At 57.4% G+C, this 16845-nt stretch carries 15 protein-coding genes; 4 read left to right on the forward strand and 11 right to left on the reverse strand.

The window, feature by feature from the left end; translation table 11 throughout:
• Window positions 1-329: 329 nt before the first annotated feature.
• Both gntR and QZQ97_RS21335 read right to left on the reverse strand, forming a co-directional pair.
• Window positions 330-1325, reverse strand: coding sequence for a gluconate operon transcriptional repressor GntR (gntR, locus tag QZQ97_RS21330; protein WP_311995063.1), 996 nt, complete (start codon window positions 1323-1325; stop codon window positions 330-332).
• A 149-nt stretch (window positions 1326-1474) separates the two neighbouring features.
• Window positions 1475-2170 (reverse strand): pirin family protein, encoded by a 696-nt coding sequence (locus tag QZQ97_RS21335; protein ID WP_311995064.1) that lies wholly within the window; start codon window positions 2168-2170, stop codon window positions 1475-1477.
• 388 nt (window positions 2171-2558) lie between these two features.
• Here QZQ97_RS21335 and QZQ97_RS21340 point away from each other — a divergent pair, with 388 nt between their 5' ends.
• Together QZQ97_RS21340 and QZQ97_RS21345 are read left to right on the forward strand one after the other, a co-directional pair.
• Window positions 2559-3080: a GNAT family N-acetyltransferase gene (locus QZQ97_RS21340; protein ID WP_311995065.1), complete on the forward strand. Its 522-nt coding sequence runs from the start codon at window positions 2559-2561 to the stop codon at window positions 3078-3080.
• Complete coding sequence (locus QZQ97_RS21345) at window positions 3073-4251, forward strand: P1 family peptidase (protein ID WP_311995066.1); 1179 nt, start codon at window positions 3073-3075, stop codon at window positions 4249-4251. The genes QZQ97_RS21340 and QZQ97_RS21345 overlap by 8 nt, the downstream gene beginning before the upstream one ends.
• 185 nt (window positions 4252-4436) lie before the next feature.
• On the opposite strand, the gene iolE is transcribed toward QZQ97_RS21345, so the two are convergent.
• The 5 genes from iolE to QZQ97_RS21370 all read right to left on the reverse strand — a co-directional run bounded on the left by iolE (window position 4437) and on the right by QZQ97_RS21370 (window position 9857).
• Window positions 4437-5333 carry a myo-inosose-2 dehydratase gene (gene iolE, locus QZQ97_RS21350; protein WP_006328609.1) on the reverse strand — a complete coding sequence of 299 codons (897 nt, stop codon included), beginning with the start codon at window positions 5331-5333 and terminating at the stop codon, window positions 4437-4439.
• Between the two features lie 59 nt (window positions 5334-5392).
• Window positions 5393-6277, reverse strand: coding sequence for a sugar phosphate isomerase/epimerase family protein (locus QZQ97_RS21355; protein ID WP_311995067.1), 885 nt, complete (start codon window positions 6275-6277; stop codon window positions 5393-5395).
• Window positions 6278-6434: 157 nt separating this feature from the next.
• Window positions 6435-7454, reverse strand: coding sequence for a Gfo/Idh/MocA family protein (locus QZQ97_RS21360; RefSeq protein ID WP_311995068.1), 1020 nt, complete (start codon window positions 7452-7454; stop codon window positions 6435-6437).
• A gap of 65 nt (window positions 7455-7519) precedes the next feature.
• Window positions 7520-9460 (reverse strand): 3D-(3,5/4)-trihydroxycyclohexane-1,2-dione acylhydrolase (decyclizing), encoded by a 1941-nt coding sequence (gene iolD / locus QZQ97_RS21365; protein ID WP_311995069.1) that lies wholly within the window; start codon window positions 9458-9460, stop codon window positions 7520-7522.
• Between the two features lie 49 nt (window positions 9461-9509).
• Window positions 9510-9857 (reverse strand): hypothetical protein, encoded by a 348-nt coding sequence (locus tag QZQ97_RS21370; RefSeq protein WP_311995070.1) that lies wholly within the window; start codon window positions 9855-9857, stop codon window positions 9510-9512.
• Window positions 9858-9943: 86 nt separating this feature from the next.
• On the opposite strand from QZQ97_RS21370, the gene QZQ97_RS21375 reads away from it, so the two are divergent.
• Window positions 9944-11872 (forward strand): bifunctional 5-dehydro-2-deoxygluconokinase/5-dehydro-2-deoxyphosphogluconate aldolase, encoded by a 1929-nt coding sequence (locus QZQ97_RS21375; RefSeq protein ID WP_311995071.1) that lies wholly within the window; start codon window positions 9944-9946, stop codon window positions 11870-11872.
• Between the two features lie 197 nt (window positions 11873-12069).
• Window positions 12070-12906 (forward strand): MurR/RpiR family transcriptional regulator, encoded by an 837-nt coding sequence (locus tag QZQ97_RS21380; protein ID WP_065506740.1) that lies wholly within the window; start codon window positions 12070-12072, stop codon window positions 12904-12906.
• 83 nt (window positions 12907-12989) lie between these two features.
• Here QZQ97_RS21380 and QZQ97_RS21385 read toward each other — a convergent pair whose 3' ends face one another.
• The 4 genes from QZQ97_RS21385 to QZQ97_RS21400 form a co-directional block, all read right to left on the reverse strand.
• Window positions 12990-13328, reverse strand: coding sequence for a type II toxin-antitoxin system RelE/ParE family toxin (locus tag QZQ97_RS21385; protein WP_062868957.1), 339 nt, complete (start codon window positions 13326-13328; stop codon window positions 12990-12992).
• Window positions 13329-13342: 14 nt separating this feature from the next.
• Entirely contained in the window at window positions 13343-13612 is a 270-nt protein-coding gene (locus tag QZQ97_RS21390; RefSeq protein WP_062868958.1) for a hypothetical protein, read from the reverse strand.
• A gap of 290 nt (window positions 13613-13902) precedes the next feature.
• The gene (gene iolB, locus QZQ97_RS21395) at window positions 13903-14721 is read right to left on the reverse strand and encodes a 5-deoxy-glucuronate isomerase (protein ID WP_311995072.1); all 819 of its coding nucleotides are present in this window, start codon (window positions 14719-14721) and stop codon (window positions 13903-13905) included.
• Between the two features lie 86 nt (window positions 14722-14807).
• Entirely contained in the window at window positions 14808-16313 is a 1506-nt protein-coding gene (locus QZQ97_RS21400; RefSeq protein ID WP_311995073.1) for a CoA-acylating methylmalonate-semialdehyde dehydrogenase, read from the reverse strand.
• Window positions 16314-16845 lie beyond the last annotated feature (532 nt).

A 16845-nucleotide genomic window follows, 5' to 3' on the forward strand; every position in this document is an offset into this window, starting at 1 on the left:
GCTTGTTGTATTTTCAGGCTCTTCCCCGGTGTCAGAAGGCGAGCTGTAGGTGGTACTGAGTCAAAGGTTCTGTCCCTGCTTGTAGGGGGCGATTTACTCGCCCCGCTCCGTGCGGCCGCGGCATGCTGCGCCCCTGCACGGTCATTGACCTCGTTGTTACCGGTATCATGATACCGGTAACAACACGAAGACCGGAATCGGGTAAACGACTAAAATTCGCGTTCTGGGATAGAGATCAAACTTACGGCAGCAATAAGCGGCAAGCGAACAGGCGGGAGGTGAAACGCGCCAAACGGCGCGTGGTTCAAAATGGGATTAGTTGGAAACGATCAAATACTGCCGCCGGGGATTACGGTGAAACCCACGTCAACCATGCGCGGGCAGACGGTTTCACCCCGCAACCGCGCCAGCAGACGCTCGGCGCCGATTTGCCCCATCCTTTCACGCGGCGTCAGCACGCTCGCCAGTTTCGGCACCATCACCTGACCGATATCGTGGCCGTGGAAGCCGGCAATCGCCATCTGATCGGGGATCGACAACCCTTGACGCTGGCACTCAAAGGTGGCGCCAATCGCCAGGTCATCGTTGGTGCAGAAGATACTGTCAATCTGCGGATAGTCGCGCTGCGCCTGACGCAGCAGTTCGCCGCCGGCGGAATAGGACGACGAACGCGCGGTCATGACGCTGTACGGCTCCAGACCGGACTCGCGCATTGCCTGCTCATAGCCCTGCTGTTTGATAATGGTGCGCTCATCCTGGCGGGCGCCGAAATACACCACGTGACGGTGGCCACGAGCGATGATTTGCTGGGTCATCTGGCGCGCGGCTTCGAAGTTATTGAAGCCCACCGCCAGATCAATGCACGGCGACACGCAGTCCATCAGTTCCACTACCGGGATGCCCGCCACCTCAATCATCTTCAGGGTACGCGGGGTGTGGTGGCGTTCGGACAGGATCAAGCCGTCGATATTGTAAGACAGCAGCGAAGTCAGGCGCTGCTCTTCACGTTCCGGCAAATAGCCGTAGTGCGCGAGCATGGTCTGGTAGTTATGCGCGTCGGTCACGCTCTCGATACCGCGCAAGACTTCGGCAAACACCTGGTTGGTTAACGACGGCAGCAGTACGCCAATGGCGCGGCTGGTCGAGTTGGAAAGGATGTCCGGCGCACGGTTGGGAATGTAGCCCAGCTCATCAAGCGCGACGGCAATTTTTTGCTGCAAGGCGAAAGAAACCTGATCGGGATTACGCAGATAACGGCTCACCGTCATCTTGGTCACGCCAACCTTGTCTGCAACATCTTGAAGTACCGGCCGTTTTTTCTTCATTATCAATGAACTGGCTAACCGTGAAAGGGCGTTCATGTTAGCAAAAAAAAACCGGGGCCGATATTGTTGGTTGCCGGAGGGCGAAATGCAAAAAGGGCTCACCGCGTGAGCCCTTGATATTTACCGCTTAATCACAATTTACCGCTTAATCACACCGGCGGCAGATCGAACAGCAGGATTTCACTGTCTTCATCGGCCTGAATCGACAACTCGGCTTCATCCCACACCGCGAAAGCATCGCTGGTACCGGCCTGTTGGCCGTTGATCGCCACTTTACCGCGTACTACCTGGATCCAAACGCGGCGCTGCGCCTCAATCTGATACGCCGACTGCTCGCCTTTGTTCAGCGCCCAGCGTGACAAAGTCATATCCTGGAACACCTTCAGCGAACCCTCGCGCGCATCCGGCGACAGCACTAACTGGCGGCCCTGCGGCGCATCGAACATACGTTGCTCATAACGCGGCTCCAGCCCGACCTGATCAGGAATAATCCAAATCTGATACAGGTGCAGCGGACGATCCTTATTCCCGTTGTATTCAGAGTGGCGCACCCCGGTGCCCGCACTCATGATCTGGAACTCACCGGCCTGAATCTGCTCTTTGTTGCCCATGCTGTCCTGATGTTCTACCGTACCGCTCAGCACGTAGGTCAGGATTTCCATGTCTTTATGCGGGTGAGTGCCAAACCCCTGCCCTGCGTCGATCACGTCTTCGTTGATCACGCGCAGCGCCGAGAACCCCATAAACTCGGCATCGTAGTAGTTGGCAAATGAGAAAGTATGCCAGCTATCCAGCCAACCGTGATTGGCATGACCGCGATCTTCTGCTTTACGTAGATAAATCATATTCAACTCTCCTCAATGTTTTTTTACAGTCTAGTCCCGGCAGCAGAATAAGAAAGCGTAAAAAACTCACCCCTCTGTTCAAAAAATTAGATGGAGTCGAGAGGTCATTTTCAGCGGAGTTGTTGAAGAGGCCAAGGGGCAAAAAACTGGCAAAAAAAAAGCCAGCACCCGAGCTGGCTAAGTAACACTGGAAGCAATGTGAGCAATGTCGTGCCTTCGCAGGAAGAGTATCAAAGGGTGATGCTCTCCCCGGAACGCATCGCAATAATAATCATTATCATTCGCACCTGTAAAGCGTTATTTTGCCCCATCCGAAATAATATTGACTCGTCAGGATAAACGGATAAATTCAAAGGTTATTCAATCGGTAAGCAACAGGAGCAGCGTCATGAGTGAAATAGTGGTTCGTCACGTAGAAGCGGCAGATGCACAGGCCTTACATCAGCTTTACTCTCAACCACAACTTTACCGTGACACGCTACACCTTCCGCTAGCCTCAAAAGAACTGTGGCATCAACGCTTGGCCAACCTCGAGCCGGGCACCCACAACCTGGTGGCCTGTATCGACGGGCAGATCGTCGGCCAGCTTGCCGTGATGCTGAACCAGCGCCTTCGCCGCCGCCATGTGGCGACCTTCGGCATTGGCGTCGATGCGCGTTATCACGGTAAAGGCGTCGGCAGCAGCCTGATGAAGGCGATGATCGACCTCTGCGACAATTGGGCAGCCATCGAACGCATCGAACTGACGGTGTTTACCGACAATCAGGCCGCCATTGCGCTCTACCGCAAGTTCGGCTTTGAAATTGAAGGTACCAGCCGCGCTTATGCCATGCGCGATGGCGAGTTGGTAGATTCTCATCATATGGCGCGCTTTCGCAGCGAGCAGCGGGAAAAAGCGCATCATGAGTGATACGGAAAATGAATCAGGGCCGGTTAACCGGCCCTTAACCGTCAGCCGCCGCACTTTTGTGCAGACGCTGGCCTGTGTAACGGGTGCCATCGGCATCCTTTCTCCCACCACCTTCCTGGGGGCCGCCATGCCAACCTCTCCCGCCGTGCGGACCGGCGCCCGCAACCTGATTACCGACGTACCCGGCCTGCGGGTCGGCGTCGCCCAGAACAGCCAGGTACGTACCGGCACCACGGTTATCCTGCCGGATAGCCCGGCGATCGCCGCCGTCGACGTGCGCGGCGGCGGTCCGGCAACCCGAGAAACCGACGCGCTGGGGGAAGATAACCTGGTGCAAACCGTCGATGCGCTGGTACTGAGCGGCGGCTCGGTATACGGGCTGGCGGCGGCGGACGGCGTCGCTGCCTGGCTGGGGCAACAAGGCCGCGGCTACGCCCTGCGGCCGGCTCCCGGCGTGCCGGTTTCCCCCATCGTACCTACCGCCTGCCTGTACGATCTCAACAACGCGGGCGATAAAAACTGGCAGCTTGATCCGCCTTACCGCCAACTGGGGATAGAAGCGGCCGGCAAAGCGGGCCATGACTTCCCGCTCGGCACCGTGGGCGCAGGCTATGGTGCCATGACCGGCATGGGCAAGCTGAAAGGCGGCCTCGGCTCGGCTTCCATCGTGGCGGCTAACGGCGCTACCGTCGGTGCACTGGTGGCGGTCAATAGCCTGGGTTCGGTGGTCGCTCCCGGCACCCGAGCCTTCTGGGCCACACCTTATGAAATCAATGGCGAATTTGGCAACGGCGGCGCTACCGCACTGGCGCAGTTGCATGGCCAGGGCGAAGACTGGATGCCCACAGAGCCGACAGGCGGCAGGAAAAACACCACCCTGGCCTGCATCGCCACCGATCTGGCGCTGACCCGGGTGGAGTTGAAACGCGTGGCGATCATGGCGCAGGACGGCATGGCGCGCGCCATTCGCCCATTGCACAGCCCGTTCGACGGCGACGTCGTATTTGCCTTGTCCACCGGCAAGCGCGAGGTTCAGGGCAGCCGCGAGCTGGCGGTGCTGCAAATTGGCGCATTGGCGGCAGACACGCTGGCGCGGGCGATCGCCCGTGGCGTCTACGCAGCCACCCCATGGCCCGGCAGCCAGGTCATTACCTGGAAAACCCTCGGCTGATCCCGGCAAATAAAAAAGGTGCCTTGATAACTCAGGCACCTTTTTTATACCCAAAATAATTGGAGCTGCATCCAGGCGGCAAGGGTACTTATCCCGATGAGCTTACTCAAGTAAGTGATTCGGGTAAGTGCGCGTAGCCAACACAGAGGCAGCTTCAAGTATGACGGGTCTCTTTCACGGTCCGATTAAATGCCGGCGGTCTCCTTGATATAACGGCGCGCCTTCACCGCATATTCAAACGGGTTGGCCAGCGCCGGATCCTGTTCGGCCTCCACCACCATCCAGCCCTTGTAGCCCCGCTCATCCAGCAGTTTAAACACCGGACGGAAGTCGATCACACCATCACCCGGCACGGTGAAGGTACCCTTCTTCACGCCGTCGAGGAAACTCAGCTTATTGGCCTTCACTTCCGCCACCACCTCGTCACGCACGTCTTTCAAATGCACATGGTTAATGCGCGGCAGATACTTTTCCAGTATCGCCATCATCGCCTGCTGGCTGCCTTCCGAGTAGTAAGCGTGGCCGGTATCAAACAACAGATAGACGTCGTCGTTCACCATGCTCATGTAGCGGTCAATCTCTGCAGTAGTCTGGATGCCGGTGCCCATATGGTGGTGCAGGCAAACCTGCATCCCCTTGTCGGCGGCAATTTTCGCCAGCTCATTGTAGCCATCGGCCACCCGCTGCCACTCTTCGTCGCTGAAATACGGCTTCTCTTCGAACACCCCTTTGGTGGTGCCCTGGATGCTCTTGCTCTGCTCGGAACAGCCGATCACCCTGGCGCCCATCGCATGCAGGAAATTCATATGGTTGATAAATTCATCGATGGTTTTTTCTTTCTGGCCGTCGGCAAAAAAGGTGCTGAACCAGGCGTTGCAGATCTGGATGCCGCGGATATCCAGCATCGGCTTCAATACCGCCGGATCGCGCGGGTACTTGCTCCCGACTTCGCTGCCGGTGAAGCCGGCCAGCGCCATTTCACTGACGCACTGCTGGAAAGTGTTCTCTTTGCCCAATTCGGGCATATCGTCATTGGTCCAGCCGATCGGCGCGATGGCCAGTTTCACGTTGTCTTTGTTCATGTTCAGCCTCAATAATCGGATGACGCGCCGACGGCGTTAACGCCGACGCGCCGAAAGGGTTATTTGCCCAGCAGTTCTTTCTCGATGCGCTCTCTGGTCGCCACTGCCTGGCTTTTCATTTTTTCCGGGTAGCCAAACAGCGAAGTGCAGATGATCGATTCGCCACCGACCTTAAAGTTGCGGTTGGCGAACTCCATATCGCGCAGAGTCTGGAACAGGGCGTCGAAGTCCACCTCGCCTTCGCCAATACCCACGTGCTGATGCACGGCTGCGTCCACCCCCGGCGGATTGACGATATAGCGACAGTGTTTGGTGTGGTTCATGGTGTCGGCGATCAGCACGTGGGAAAGATCGTCTCCGGCATGCTTCAGCATGCCGGCCACGTCGCCCAGGCCTTTGTCGTAATAGAAGCTGTGCGGCACGCTGTAGAGGTACTTGACGTGGTCGCTGCGCAACGATTTCACCATGTCGGCGGTTTCGTTGCTCAGTTCGCAGAAATCCCACGGATGAGACTGGATCTCCATGCGAATGCCTTCGCGCTCAATGATCGGCAGCAACTCCTCCATTGAGCGATACCACAGCTCTTCGCAAATTTCCGGCTCATTAGGGTTGCCGGCCAGCTCGGTGTTGATCACCTGCACGCCCATTTCCACCGCAATCTCTATCATCCGGCGCCAGTTTTTGACTGCCGCCTGGCGGCGATCCTCGCCCGGGCCGGACCAGCGGTACACCACGATAAACGAGGAAATCTCCACACCGGTCGCTTTCAGCGCGTTCTTGTATTCCGCCATCACCTCACGGCCGGCTTTCGGATGCTTATAGAACGGATTGATCTGCGGGTGCGGCGACTGTTCTATATATCGATAGCCCCAGTCCGCTACCTGCTGAACCATTTTGGTGATGCCCAGGTCCCTGATGACATCAACATCAAAAGCGATCTTCATGGTCATTCCTCTTAAACGTGGGTACGACGGTCAGCCCATTATTTGTTGTATACCCTAAATAATTGGAGTTGCATCAAGGCGGCAAAAGAGCTTATCCCGATGAGCTTACTTCAGTAAGTGATTCGGGTAAGTGAGTGCAGCCAACACAGAGGCAGCTTCAAGTATGATGGGTATAGAACGCCGGGCGCGGCGGCAAGGTCACCGGCACAATCTCACCGCTGAGCTGAGCGGCCACGCAGGCGTCGGCGGCAACGGAGGCGGCGTAACCGTCCCAGGCGGAAGGCCCGGTCAGTTTCCCGGCCAGCACGTCGTTGATAAAGCCTTGCAGCTCAACGTCATAGGCATCAATAAAGCGGTCTTTCCAGTCGGTCAGGATCTCGGTGGACAGTTTGGCGCCGCTGCGCATCTGCACCGATGAAGGCTCCGGCAGTTTGGCGATGCCGGTTTCCCCTACCACTTCACACTGGATGTCATAGCCGTACTGGCAGTTAACGAAGATTTCGACGTCAATGCGCGTGCCCTTGGCCGTTTCAAACAGCACAATCTGCGGATCTTTCAGGTGCGGGAACGCCTTGGGGCTCTTACGCGGGAACACCACCTGTACCGAGACGTAGTCGTCATCCAGCAGCCAGCGCAGCACGTCGATCTCGTGAATCAAGGTGTCGGTGATCGCCATATCGGTAGTGTAGGCCTCACCGACGGTCGGGTTGCGGTGTGCGCAGTGCAGCATCAACGGTTCACCGATCTGGCCGCTGGTCAGCACCTGTTTCAAGGCGCGGTAGCCGCGATCGTAAGGGCGCATGAAGCCTACCTGCACCAGGCGTTTGCCGTGTTTCGCTTCGGCCTCGACGATGTTTTTACAGCCCTGTGCGGTGACCGCCAGCGGCTTCTCGCAGAACACCGGCTTGCCGGCGGCGATGGCCGCCAGCACAAACTCTTCGTGGCTCGGGCCCCAGGAGGTGACCAGCACCGCCTGCACGTCCGCCGCCTTGATCAGATCGTGGCCGTTGTCATACACCTTGGCATCCAGCTTCAAATCGCTCACTACCTTGGCGGCGTTGTCGCGATTGATGTCGTTGACCGCCACGATGCGGCTGCCCTGCAACACTTTGCTGCAGCGGCGAATATGATCCCGACCGATTGCGCCGGTGCCAATAACCCCAATGTTCAATGTCATCTTCGTTATCCTCTTCAAATAGTTGCGGCAGACGCAAGGTCTGGGTAATCGGGTAAGCACTCACATCAGTAGTCGCGGGCCTTATCGATGTTTTCCTGCAGCTTGCGGGCCACGGCGACAATTTTTTCGCTGTCGGCAACCTGGGCACCGCCCACGCGCCACCAGCTGAGATACTTGTGCACCATGGTTTTTGGCAGCACTTTGATGTCCAGCAGGGTCGAGACCGTCTGCAGGCGCGCATCGGCCAGCGCGTCAATCAGTTGCTGTTCGGTGGTGACGCTGTAGGTTTTACAGCCATAGGCCGCCGCCAGCATGGCGAAATTGACCGGCACAAAATTGCCGTCGAGTTTGCCGCCCTGCGGGTTGCGGAAGCGGAATTCGGTGGTGTAGCTGTCCATACCGTGTTCCATCTGCAGGTTGTTGATGCAACCGTTGGTCATGTTGTCGAACAGCACCACGTTGATTTTGCAGCCTTCCTGGATCGAGGTGACCAGTTCGGAATGCAGCATCATAAAGGCACCGTCGCCGACCATCGCATACACCTCGCGTTGCGGTTCGGCCAGCTTGACTCCCAGCGCCGCGTTAACCTCGTAGCCCATGCACGAATAGCCGTATTCCACGTGATAACCGTGCTCGCCGTGGTTGTGCCACACGCGCTGCAAATCACCCGGCAGGCTGCCGGCGGCGGCGACGATCACGCTGTCCTGCGGCAAATGCTGATTCAACACGCCCAGCACCCTGCTCTGGGTCAGCAGCGAGTCTGTCTGCTCGATAAATTCGGCGAAAACGCGGCCGCGATCGAGAGAGTCGTCAATTTCCGGCACAAAGCCTTCGCCGGTGTATTCCACCGCATAAACGCGGGCGGTTTCCTGCTGCTGAGCGCTGCGCGCTTCGGCAATGGCATCGCCCCAACCTGCGCGGTAATCGGATTGCGCCAGCAGGGCGCTCAAGGCGACCAGCGCCGCACGGGCATCGGCCAGTACCTGCACACCGTCGAGTTTGCCGGCGTCAAAGCCGCTGACGTTGATGTTGAGGAAATCCACATCCGGCTGTTGGAACAGCCATTTTGACGAGGTGGTGAAGTCGGTGTAACGGGTGCCTACGCCAATCACCAGGTCGGCCTGCTTGGCCAGCATATTGGCCGCCAGACAGCCGGTTTCGCCGACGCCGCCCAGGTTAAACGGATGGCTGGAAGGCACGGTGCCCTTGCCGGCCTGGGTTTCCACAAACGGAATGTGGAAACGTTCGGCAAACTCGCGCAGCGCCTGCCCGGCCTGCGAATACTTCACCCCGCCGCCGCACACCAGTAGCGGCTTGCGTTTGGCGGTCAACAGCGCCAGCGCATCCGCCAGCATGCCTTCGGTCGCCGGGCGGCGATCGAGCCGATGTACGCGCTTTTGGAAAAAGTAGTCCGGGTAGTCGTAGGCTTCGCCCTGCACGTCCTGCGGCAGGCACAGCGTGACCGCGCCGGTTTCCGCCGGATCGGTCAGCACGCGCATCGCGTTGATGCAGGCGCTCATCAGCTGTTCCGGCCGCACGATGCGATCCCAGTATTTGCTGACCGCGCGGAAAGCGTCATTGGTGCTGATGCTGAGATCGTAGGACTGTTCAATCTGCTGCAACACCGGGTCCGGCTGGCGCGACGCATAGACATCGCCCGGCAGCAGCAATAAAGGAATGCGGTTGGCGGTGGCGGTCGCAGCGGCGGTAATCATATTGGCGGCCCCGGGGCCGACGGAAGAGGTGCAGGCATAGATCTGCCGGCGCAGCTTCTGCTTGGCGAAGCCGGTCGCCGCGTGGGCCATGCCCTGCTCGTTACGCCCCTGATGCACCACCAGCTCGCCGCTGTCTTGCTCCAGCGCCTGCCCCAGGCCGAGGACGTTGCCGTGCCCGAAAATCGCAAAGATGCCCTTTACGAATTTGGTTTCCACGCCGTCGACCAGCAAATACTGGTTGTCGAGGAACCGGACGAGTGCCTGTGCCATGGTTAATCTGATCTTGCCCATTTCTCCACCCTCTACATTATGCCCTATGGCTTTCCAGCGGTGCCGCTCACTAAACCGACAACGTGAAACGTGAAGCGATTATAAACAAATATATTTTCCATAAAATGACATCACAGAAGAAACATTTCATTTTGCGATAAAGATCGCATAATGATGAAAATCCTGTTTCATCCATGCCTTTAGAATTCACTGACTTAGCCGCCCTTTCCTGCCTGCGCCCCCCCATTTCAACCGCGCCAAACCCGCCTTCGCACCCGATACCACCGGCCTGCGGCACATAAGCATCAACTGCGGTTACAACAGGTTTTTCTCTCAGGCGGGGCGCGGTTTTTACCCTCTGCAATCCCGGTTTCATCACGCTTTTAAATGCATCACATTTTTGGGGTGTAAATTTCATTCAATCTTGAAATTGAAATTTTTATTCCTCATACTCCAAAACATGCTTCGCAGTCGGGGTTTTGCTTAATACAGAAGGAAACGGGTATGGCTACACAAGAAAAACAGCTTGATGTCATTTGTCTCGGGCGTATCGCCGTCGATTTCTATGCACAACAGATCGGCGCACGCCTGGAAGATGCCAGCACATTCTCCAAGTATCTCGGCGGCTCTTCCGGCAACGTAGCCTACGGCACCGCCATTCAGGGGTTGAAGTCCGGCATGCTTGCCCGCGTCGGCGATGAACATATGGGCCGTTTCCTGCGCGAAGAGCTGCGGCGCGTCGGCGCCGACACCCGGAGCCTGATCGTCGACCCCCAGCGCCTGACCGGCCTGGTGATCCTCGGCATCAAGGATCAGGAAACCTTCCCGCTGATTTTCTACCGTGAAAACTGTGCCGACATGGCGCTGACGCCGGACGATATCGACGAATCCTATATTGCGTCGTCACGCGCGCTGGCTATCACCGGCACCCACTTGTCGCACCCGAACACCCGCGCTGCGGTGCTGAAGGCGCTGGAATACGCCCGCCGCCACGGCCTGCGCACCGCGCTGGATATCGACTATCGCCCGGTATTGTGGGGCCTTACCTCGTTGGGCGACGGCGAAACCCGCTTTGTGGAATCCGAGAAGGTGACCCGCGAACTGCAAGAGGTACTGCACCACTTTGATTTAATCGTCGGTACCGAAGAAGAGTTTCATATTGCCGGCGGCAGCACCGACACGCTGACCGCGCTGAGCAACGTACGCAAAGCCACCCGGGCCACGCTGGTCTGCAAACGCGGCGCGCAGGGGTGCTCGGTCTTCGAAGGCGAGATTGCCGCCGACTGGCAGCAGGTAAAACTGCATTCCGGCGTGCGGGTTGAGGTACTGAACGTGCTGGGAGCCGGCGACGCCTTTATGTCCGGCCTGCTGCGCGGTTATCTGAACGATGAAGGTTGGGATCAGGCCTGCCGTTACGCCAACGCCTGCGGCGCGTTGGTTGTTTCGCGCCACGGCTGCGCGCCGGCGATGCCCACCAAACTGGAGTTGGATGATTATTTGCAACGCGAACGGGAAGTGAAGCGCCCGGACCGCGACCCACGACTCAATCATCTGCATCGGGTGACTACCCGTAAAAAACAGTGGCCGGAACTGTGCGTATTCGCCTTCGATCACCGCAAGCAGTTAGCGGATATGGCGCGCGAAGCCAACGTCAGTGAAGAACGTATCCCCCAATTGAAAACCCTGCTATTGGCAGCGGCGCAACAGGCCGCAGAAGATGCCGGGCTGCAGGGCAACAGCGGCATTCTGGCCGACACCACTTACGGCCAGGCGGCGCTGAACGAAATCACCGGCCAGGGGTGGTGGATTGGCCGGCCGGTCGAGCTTCCGAGTTCGCGCCCGCTGCGGCTGGAGCATGGCAATATCGGCTCGCAACTGATCGACTGGCCGCAGGAACACGTAGTCAAATGCCTGGTATTTTACCACCCGCATGACGCCGCCGAACTGCGCCGCGAACAGGATGAACTGATTAACGACGTCTATCGCGGCTGCTGCAAATCCGGCCACGAGCTGCTGCTCGAGGTCATTTTGCCGGAAAGCAACGCCGATAAAGACGAGCGCTACTATCTGGACATGCTGCAACATTTCTATCGGTTGGGCGTAAAACCGGACTGGTGGAAACTGCCACCGCTGAGCGCCGAGAACTGGCGACGGGTCGGTGCGTTGATCGAGGCTAACGATCCCTTCTGCCGCGGCGTACTGATCCTGGGGCTGGATTCACCGGAGGAAACGCTGAAGGCCGGCTTCGCCGCCGCGGCGGATGCCCCTTGGGTGAAAGGCTTTGCCGTTGGCCGCACCATTTTCGGCCAGCCTTCACGCCGCTGGTTGCAGGGCGAACTGGATGACGCCGGCTTAATCGAACAGGTGAAACAAAAATACCTGACGCTGATCGGTTTCTGGCGCCAATACCGCCCCGGCCACGACGCAAGTTAATCGACAAAGACTCCCCTTACAGCGATTTTCGCCGCTTTAAGGGGATTTTTTTGCCTGTTTTCTGTGAAGTAACGCAACTTGCAATCGAATAAATCGCTTTTAGATGAAATGAAATTTCCGCTCCATCTGTTAGAATGGCCTGTCAACAACTCAGGCGTCAGGCCGATACGCCTTAGCCCCCACTGCGAGCCGAATGGATGAACAACCCAACTCAACTTTCGCTGTTACAGGACGAGATTCGCCACCGTTACGAAACGCTGAGCAAGCGTTTGAAACAGGTGGCGCGTTACATTTTGGATAACAGTAACAGCATTGCTTTCGATACCGTTGCCTCCATAGCCGCACAGGCCAGCGTCCCGCCTTCCACGCTGATCCGCTTCGCCAACGCGTTTGGCTTTAGCGGTTTCAATGAAATGAAACAGGTTTTTCGTCAGCACCTGATGGAAGAAACGGTCAACTACACCGAACGCGCGCGCCTGTTTCGTCAGACCTCGACCGACGACAACGTCGCGCCGGAAAAACCGGCGGAAATTCTTAATGTGTTCACCATGGTCAACGCTCAGGCGCTGCAACAGCTGGCTATGCAAACCAGTTCAGAGCAGCTGGACCGTGCCGTTGAACTGCTGAATAACGCCGAGAACATCTACGTGATTGGCCTGCGCCGTTCCTTCAGCGTCGCCTCCTACCTCACCTATGCGTTACGGCACCTTGAACGCCGGGCGTTCCTGATCGACGGGTTGGGCGGCATGTTTACCGAGCAATTGAGCATGGTGAAACCCAAGGACGTGGTGATTGCCATCAGCTACTCGCCGTATGCGCAAGAAGCGCTGGAGCTGGTGGAACTGGGTGCCAAACGCGGCGCGCAACAGATCGCCATCACCGACAGCCAGGTCAGCCCGCTGGCCGCCTTCAGCGACGTGTGTTTTGTGGTGCGCGAAGCGCAGGTGGACGGTTTCCGCTCGCAGGTCGCCTCAATGTGTCTGGCGCAAACCCTGGCGGTATCCTTGGCACTGAATAATGCAAAAGACGAATAGTTATGGTGATAAGAAAGGTGGCACACAGGAAACTGGGCCATTTTACCAATGAGAACGTACCCGGCGCAGCCGGGTGCTGAAAGCTATTGCAGTACCAGATAGCGGTACAATGCGCTTTCCAGATCCTGTTTCATGCTGACAAAAACCAGGATTTCGATGGTTTTGTCGTCACAGTCATAGATAACACGATACTCGCTGTCGGGATCCAGCCGCTCACGGAGCTGTACGCCGTAGCCTGACAACATCGCATTGAAACGATAACGCGTAGGGTCTTCAGCTATTGCCGATAGAGATGATAACAGCAGATTATCCACAAATTCACCGGCATTAGCCGGGCCAATGGTCCCGCTTTTAAACGACTCGATATCTTTAAGACTCCATTCTGCCGCCGGTGAAACAATAATATCCCTATATTTCGGCACTCAGCACCTCTCTATTATTTGCGAGCTTCCCGCAATCTTCTCAGCGTTTCCTCAGGTGACATTCCACGCTGATTTTTAATGTCTTGTTTAGCCAGCATAACCAGCTTTAGCAGGGCATTAGCCTGTCGTTCGAGATTGCGTTCTCTAATCTCTGCTTCTCTCTCAGCTGCTGTTTGGACAAACAGCTCAGCGACGCCATTTTTGGTTACGAAAACACCACCTTCAAATAGGTCGGGTGAACCCAACCCTTCTCGAGCGGCTTTTTGGGACATCGTAGTCGTCATAACGGATTTCTCTTTTACTCCTGTTGCGCAGACGAAAGCTTCTGCTCAAAGGGCGCCTCATTAGGCTTGCGAACGCATTACGGCAATTGCACTCCGCGGCTACCAGCTACTTTCGCTTTCACACGCATAGCCTGTCATCACACGCAGCGACTCATGTTCAAAAAGGTTATCATTTGAACAGCCGAGGAGCAAATTGAGACTAAATTTATACACGCGCCAATTGGCAGCTATGTGGCCGATAACGAGGAAAGCCCGTTTCACGGGCTTAATGTCATAACACAGACTGTGATCTAGCGTGCCGGGTAACCGTCGCTGTTAATCCAGGCGTGGTCTTTTTCCCAGGTGAATTTCCACAGCCGTACCGGCCCGGCCATCACGTTGAGATAGTAGCTGTCGTAACCGGCCAAGGTCGCCACCGGGTGGTAACCGCGCGGTACCTTGACCACGTCACGGTTATACACCGGCATGCACTCATCCAGTTCGCGATCGTCGGTATAGACTCGCTGCAGGCAAAAGCCCTGTTCAGGCTGTATGCGGTGATAGTAGGTTTCTTCCAGATAGGTTTCATCCGGCGAATCTTCCTGATCGTGCTTGTGGCTGGGGTATGAACTGGTATTGCCTTCATCGGTGTACACTTCCACCACCAGCAGGCTGTCGGCGGGTTCGCTGTCCGGCAGAATGTTGTGCACCAGACGCTGATTGCGCCCCTTGCCGCGCCGCTCGACGCCCACATCCGCCGGCGTAATCAGGCGCGACGGCAGATGCCCTTTGCCCGGCGCGCTGCACACCGCCAGCTCCAAATCGCTTTCCGCCCGCACGGTAATCTTGTCGTGATGCGGCACGTAGACCGCGTAAGGCGGCGTGCGCTCAAACGGGCTCATGCGTTTGCCGATATGCGGATATTCCGCCCGCAGGGTGGCGACGGAGGCAATGCCGGCGACCAGCACCAGGCACAGCTCTTTATCGCCGCTTTCCAATTGCAGCGTCTGGCCGGCTTCGAGGCGATAGACATCGAACCCGACAAAGCGCCAGCCGGCATTCTCTGGGGTGACGTGCTGGATGCGCCCCTCGGCGTTCGGTTGCTGACATTTGGCGAGCAATGAAGACATGATTATTCTCCTGTTAACCTATAGCGTTACAAATGCAGCGGCCGTCACTCCAATGAAGTAACGGCCCTGGTCTGTCGGTGCGGGGATTAGCCCAGCGTCGGCATACTGTATTCCGACACCGTCTGCTGCCCGGTCGGCCAGCGCGCTGTGGCGGTTTTCATGCGGGTGTAGAAACGCACGCCGTCGGTGCCGTGTACGTTCAGGGCGCCGAACACCGAGCGCTTCCAGCCGCCGAAACTGTGAAACGCCATCGGGACCGGCACCGGCACGTTGACCCCCACCATGCCGGCCTGCACTTCCTGCACGAACTGGCGCGCATAGTGGCCGTTACTGGTGAAGATGGCGCTGCCATTGCCAAACTCATGGCTGTTCACCGTGTCGATGGCGGTTTGGTAATCCGGTACGCGGACAATGCCCAGCACCGGCCCGAAGATCTCTTCACGGTAGATGCGCATGTCGGAAGTCACATGGTCAAACAGGGTGCCGCCAACGTAGTAACCCTCCGGGTAGCCCGCTACCTGATAGTTGCGGCCGTCGGCCACCAGCGTTGCGCCCTCTTCCACACCCAGATCGATATAACCCAAAACTTTCTTCTGGTGCGCCGAGGAAACCAGCGGCCCCATTTCGTTTTCTTCGCCGCCCTGCTGGATCCCCGGGCCCACGCGCAGTTGTGCAATGAGCGGTTTCAGCCTGGCGATCAACTTGTCGGCCGTGTCGTCACCCACCACCACCGCCACCGGCAGTGCCATGCAACGCTCGCCGGCAGAACCGAACGCGCCGCCCATCAGGGCATTTACGGTAGCGTCCAGATCGGCGTCCGGCATGATGATGGCCTGATTTTTCGCTGCGCCAAAGGCTTGTACTCGCTTGCCGTGGGCGCTGGCAGTGGTATAGATGTGCTCCGCTACCGCAGACGAACCGACAAAGCTCACTGCCTGAATGTGCGGATCGGTGCACAGCTGGGCGGCGTTTTCGTTAGAACAATGAACCACGTTGAATACGCCGTCCGGCAAGCCGGCTTCTTTCAGCAGCTCGGCCAACCGCACCGAGGCCGAAGGCACCAGCGCCGGCGGCTTGAGGACGAAGGTATTGCCGCAGGCCAGCGCGATGGGGAACATCCACATCGGCACCATCGCCGGGAAGTTGAACGGGGTGATGCCCGCCACGACGCCCAGCGGCTGCATCAGCGAGAAGCTGTCGACACCGCTGCCGACGTCCGCCGAATACTCGCCTTTGATCAAATGCGGAATGCCGCAGGCAAACTCGACCACTTCCAGGCCACGGGTCAATTCGCCCAGCGCATCGGAATAAACTTTGCCGTGCTCACTGACGATGAGCTGCGCCAGTTCTTCGCGATGCTGTTCCAGCAATGCCTTGAAATTGAACATGATGCGCGCGCGGCGCAGCGGCGTGGTGCGCGACCAGTCGGTAAACGCCTGATGGGCGACATCGATGGCCTGCTTTACCTCGGCGGCGGTGCTCTGCGTGACGCGACGTTCGACCTGGCCGGTAGCCGGGTTATGCACGTCGACGGTTTGATTGCTGCTGCTCAGGCACACCTGCCCGCCAATAAAATTACCCACGGTTTTCATGTCTCACCCTCTTTTAAGTCCGCTGTCGCCTGGCCGCATGCGGGGCTGCCGCACGCCGTGGCGTTTGAGTCACACTGCCAGCTCATGCCCGCAAGCAGGCTAAATCCTGACCGGATAAAGCAAACTCTATTTCATTGAAAAAAAAGTTTCAAATAAATTATTTTAGAAATTTTGTTTTTAGTGCGGGCGGTCGCAGTTTTGCCGTGTCGTCATGCAGGCTCATTGCATTGCGGTAAAAAAGCACGCCCTCCGCCAACCCGACACTGGGCGGCAGTTTACCCTGACTTTTATACAGAAAAAGAGCGGCGGCCGCTCAACGCAGCGGTGCCGGACGCACGCAAATCCTTCGGTAACGCCGGCTGCCGGTTTGCGCTTTTTTTTGAACTGGATCTAAAAATCAATATTTCATTATTCACTAATTATGAAATAAATGTTTTTGTTTAAGGAAGAACTGCACCAATATCACCGCCTTGATGACAGGCACGGTTCACTCTTCTGCTCCCTTTCCCCTACAACGCAACATGCGGGCAGA

Origin of the sequence: Serratia sp. root2 (assembly GCF_031931805.1) — a bacterium.
Lineage (GTDB): Bacteria > Pseudomonadota > Gammaproteobacteria > Enterobacterales > Enterobacteriaceae > Serratia > Serratia inhibens.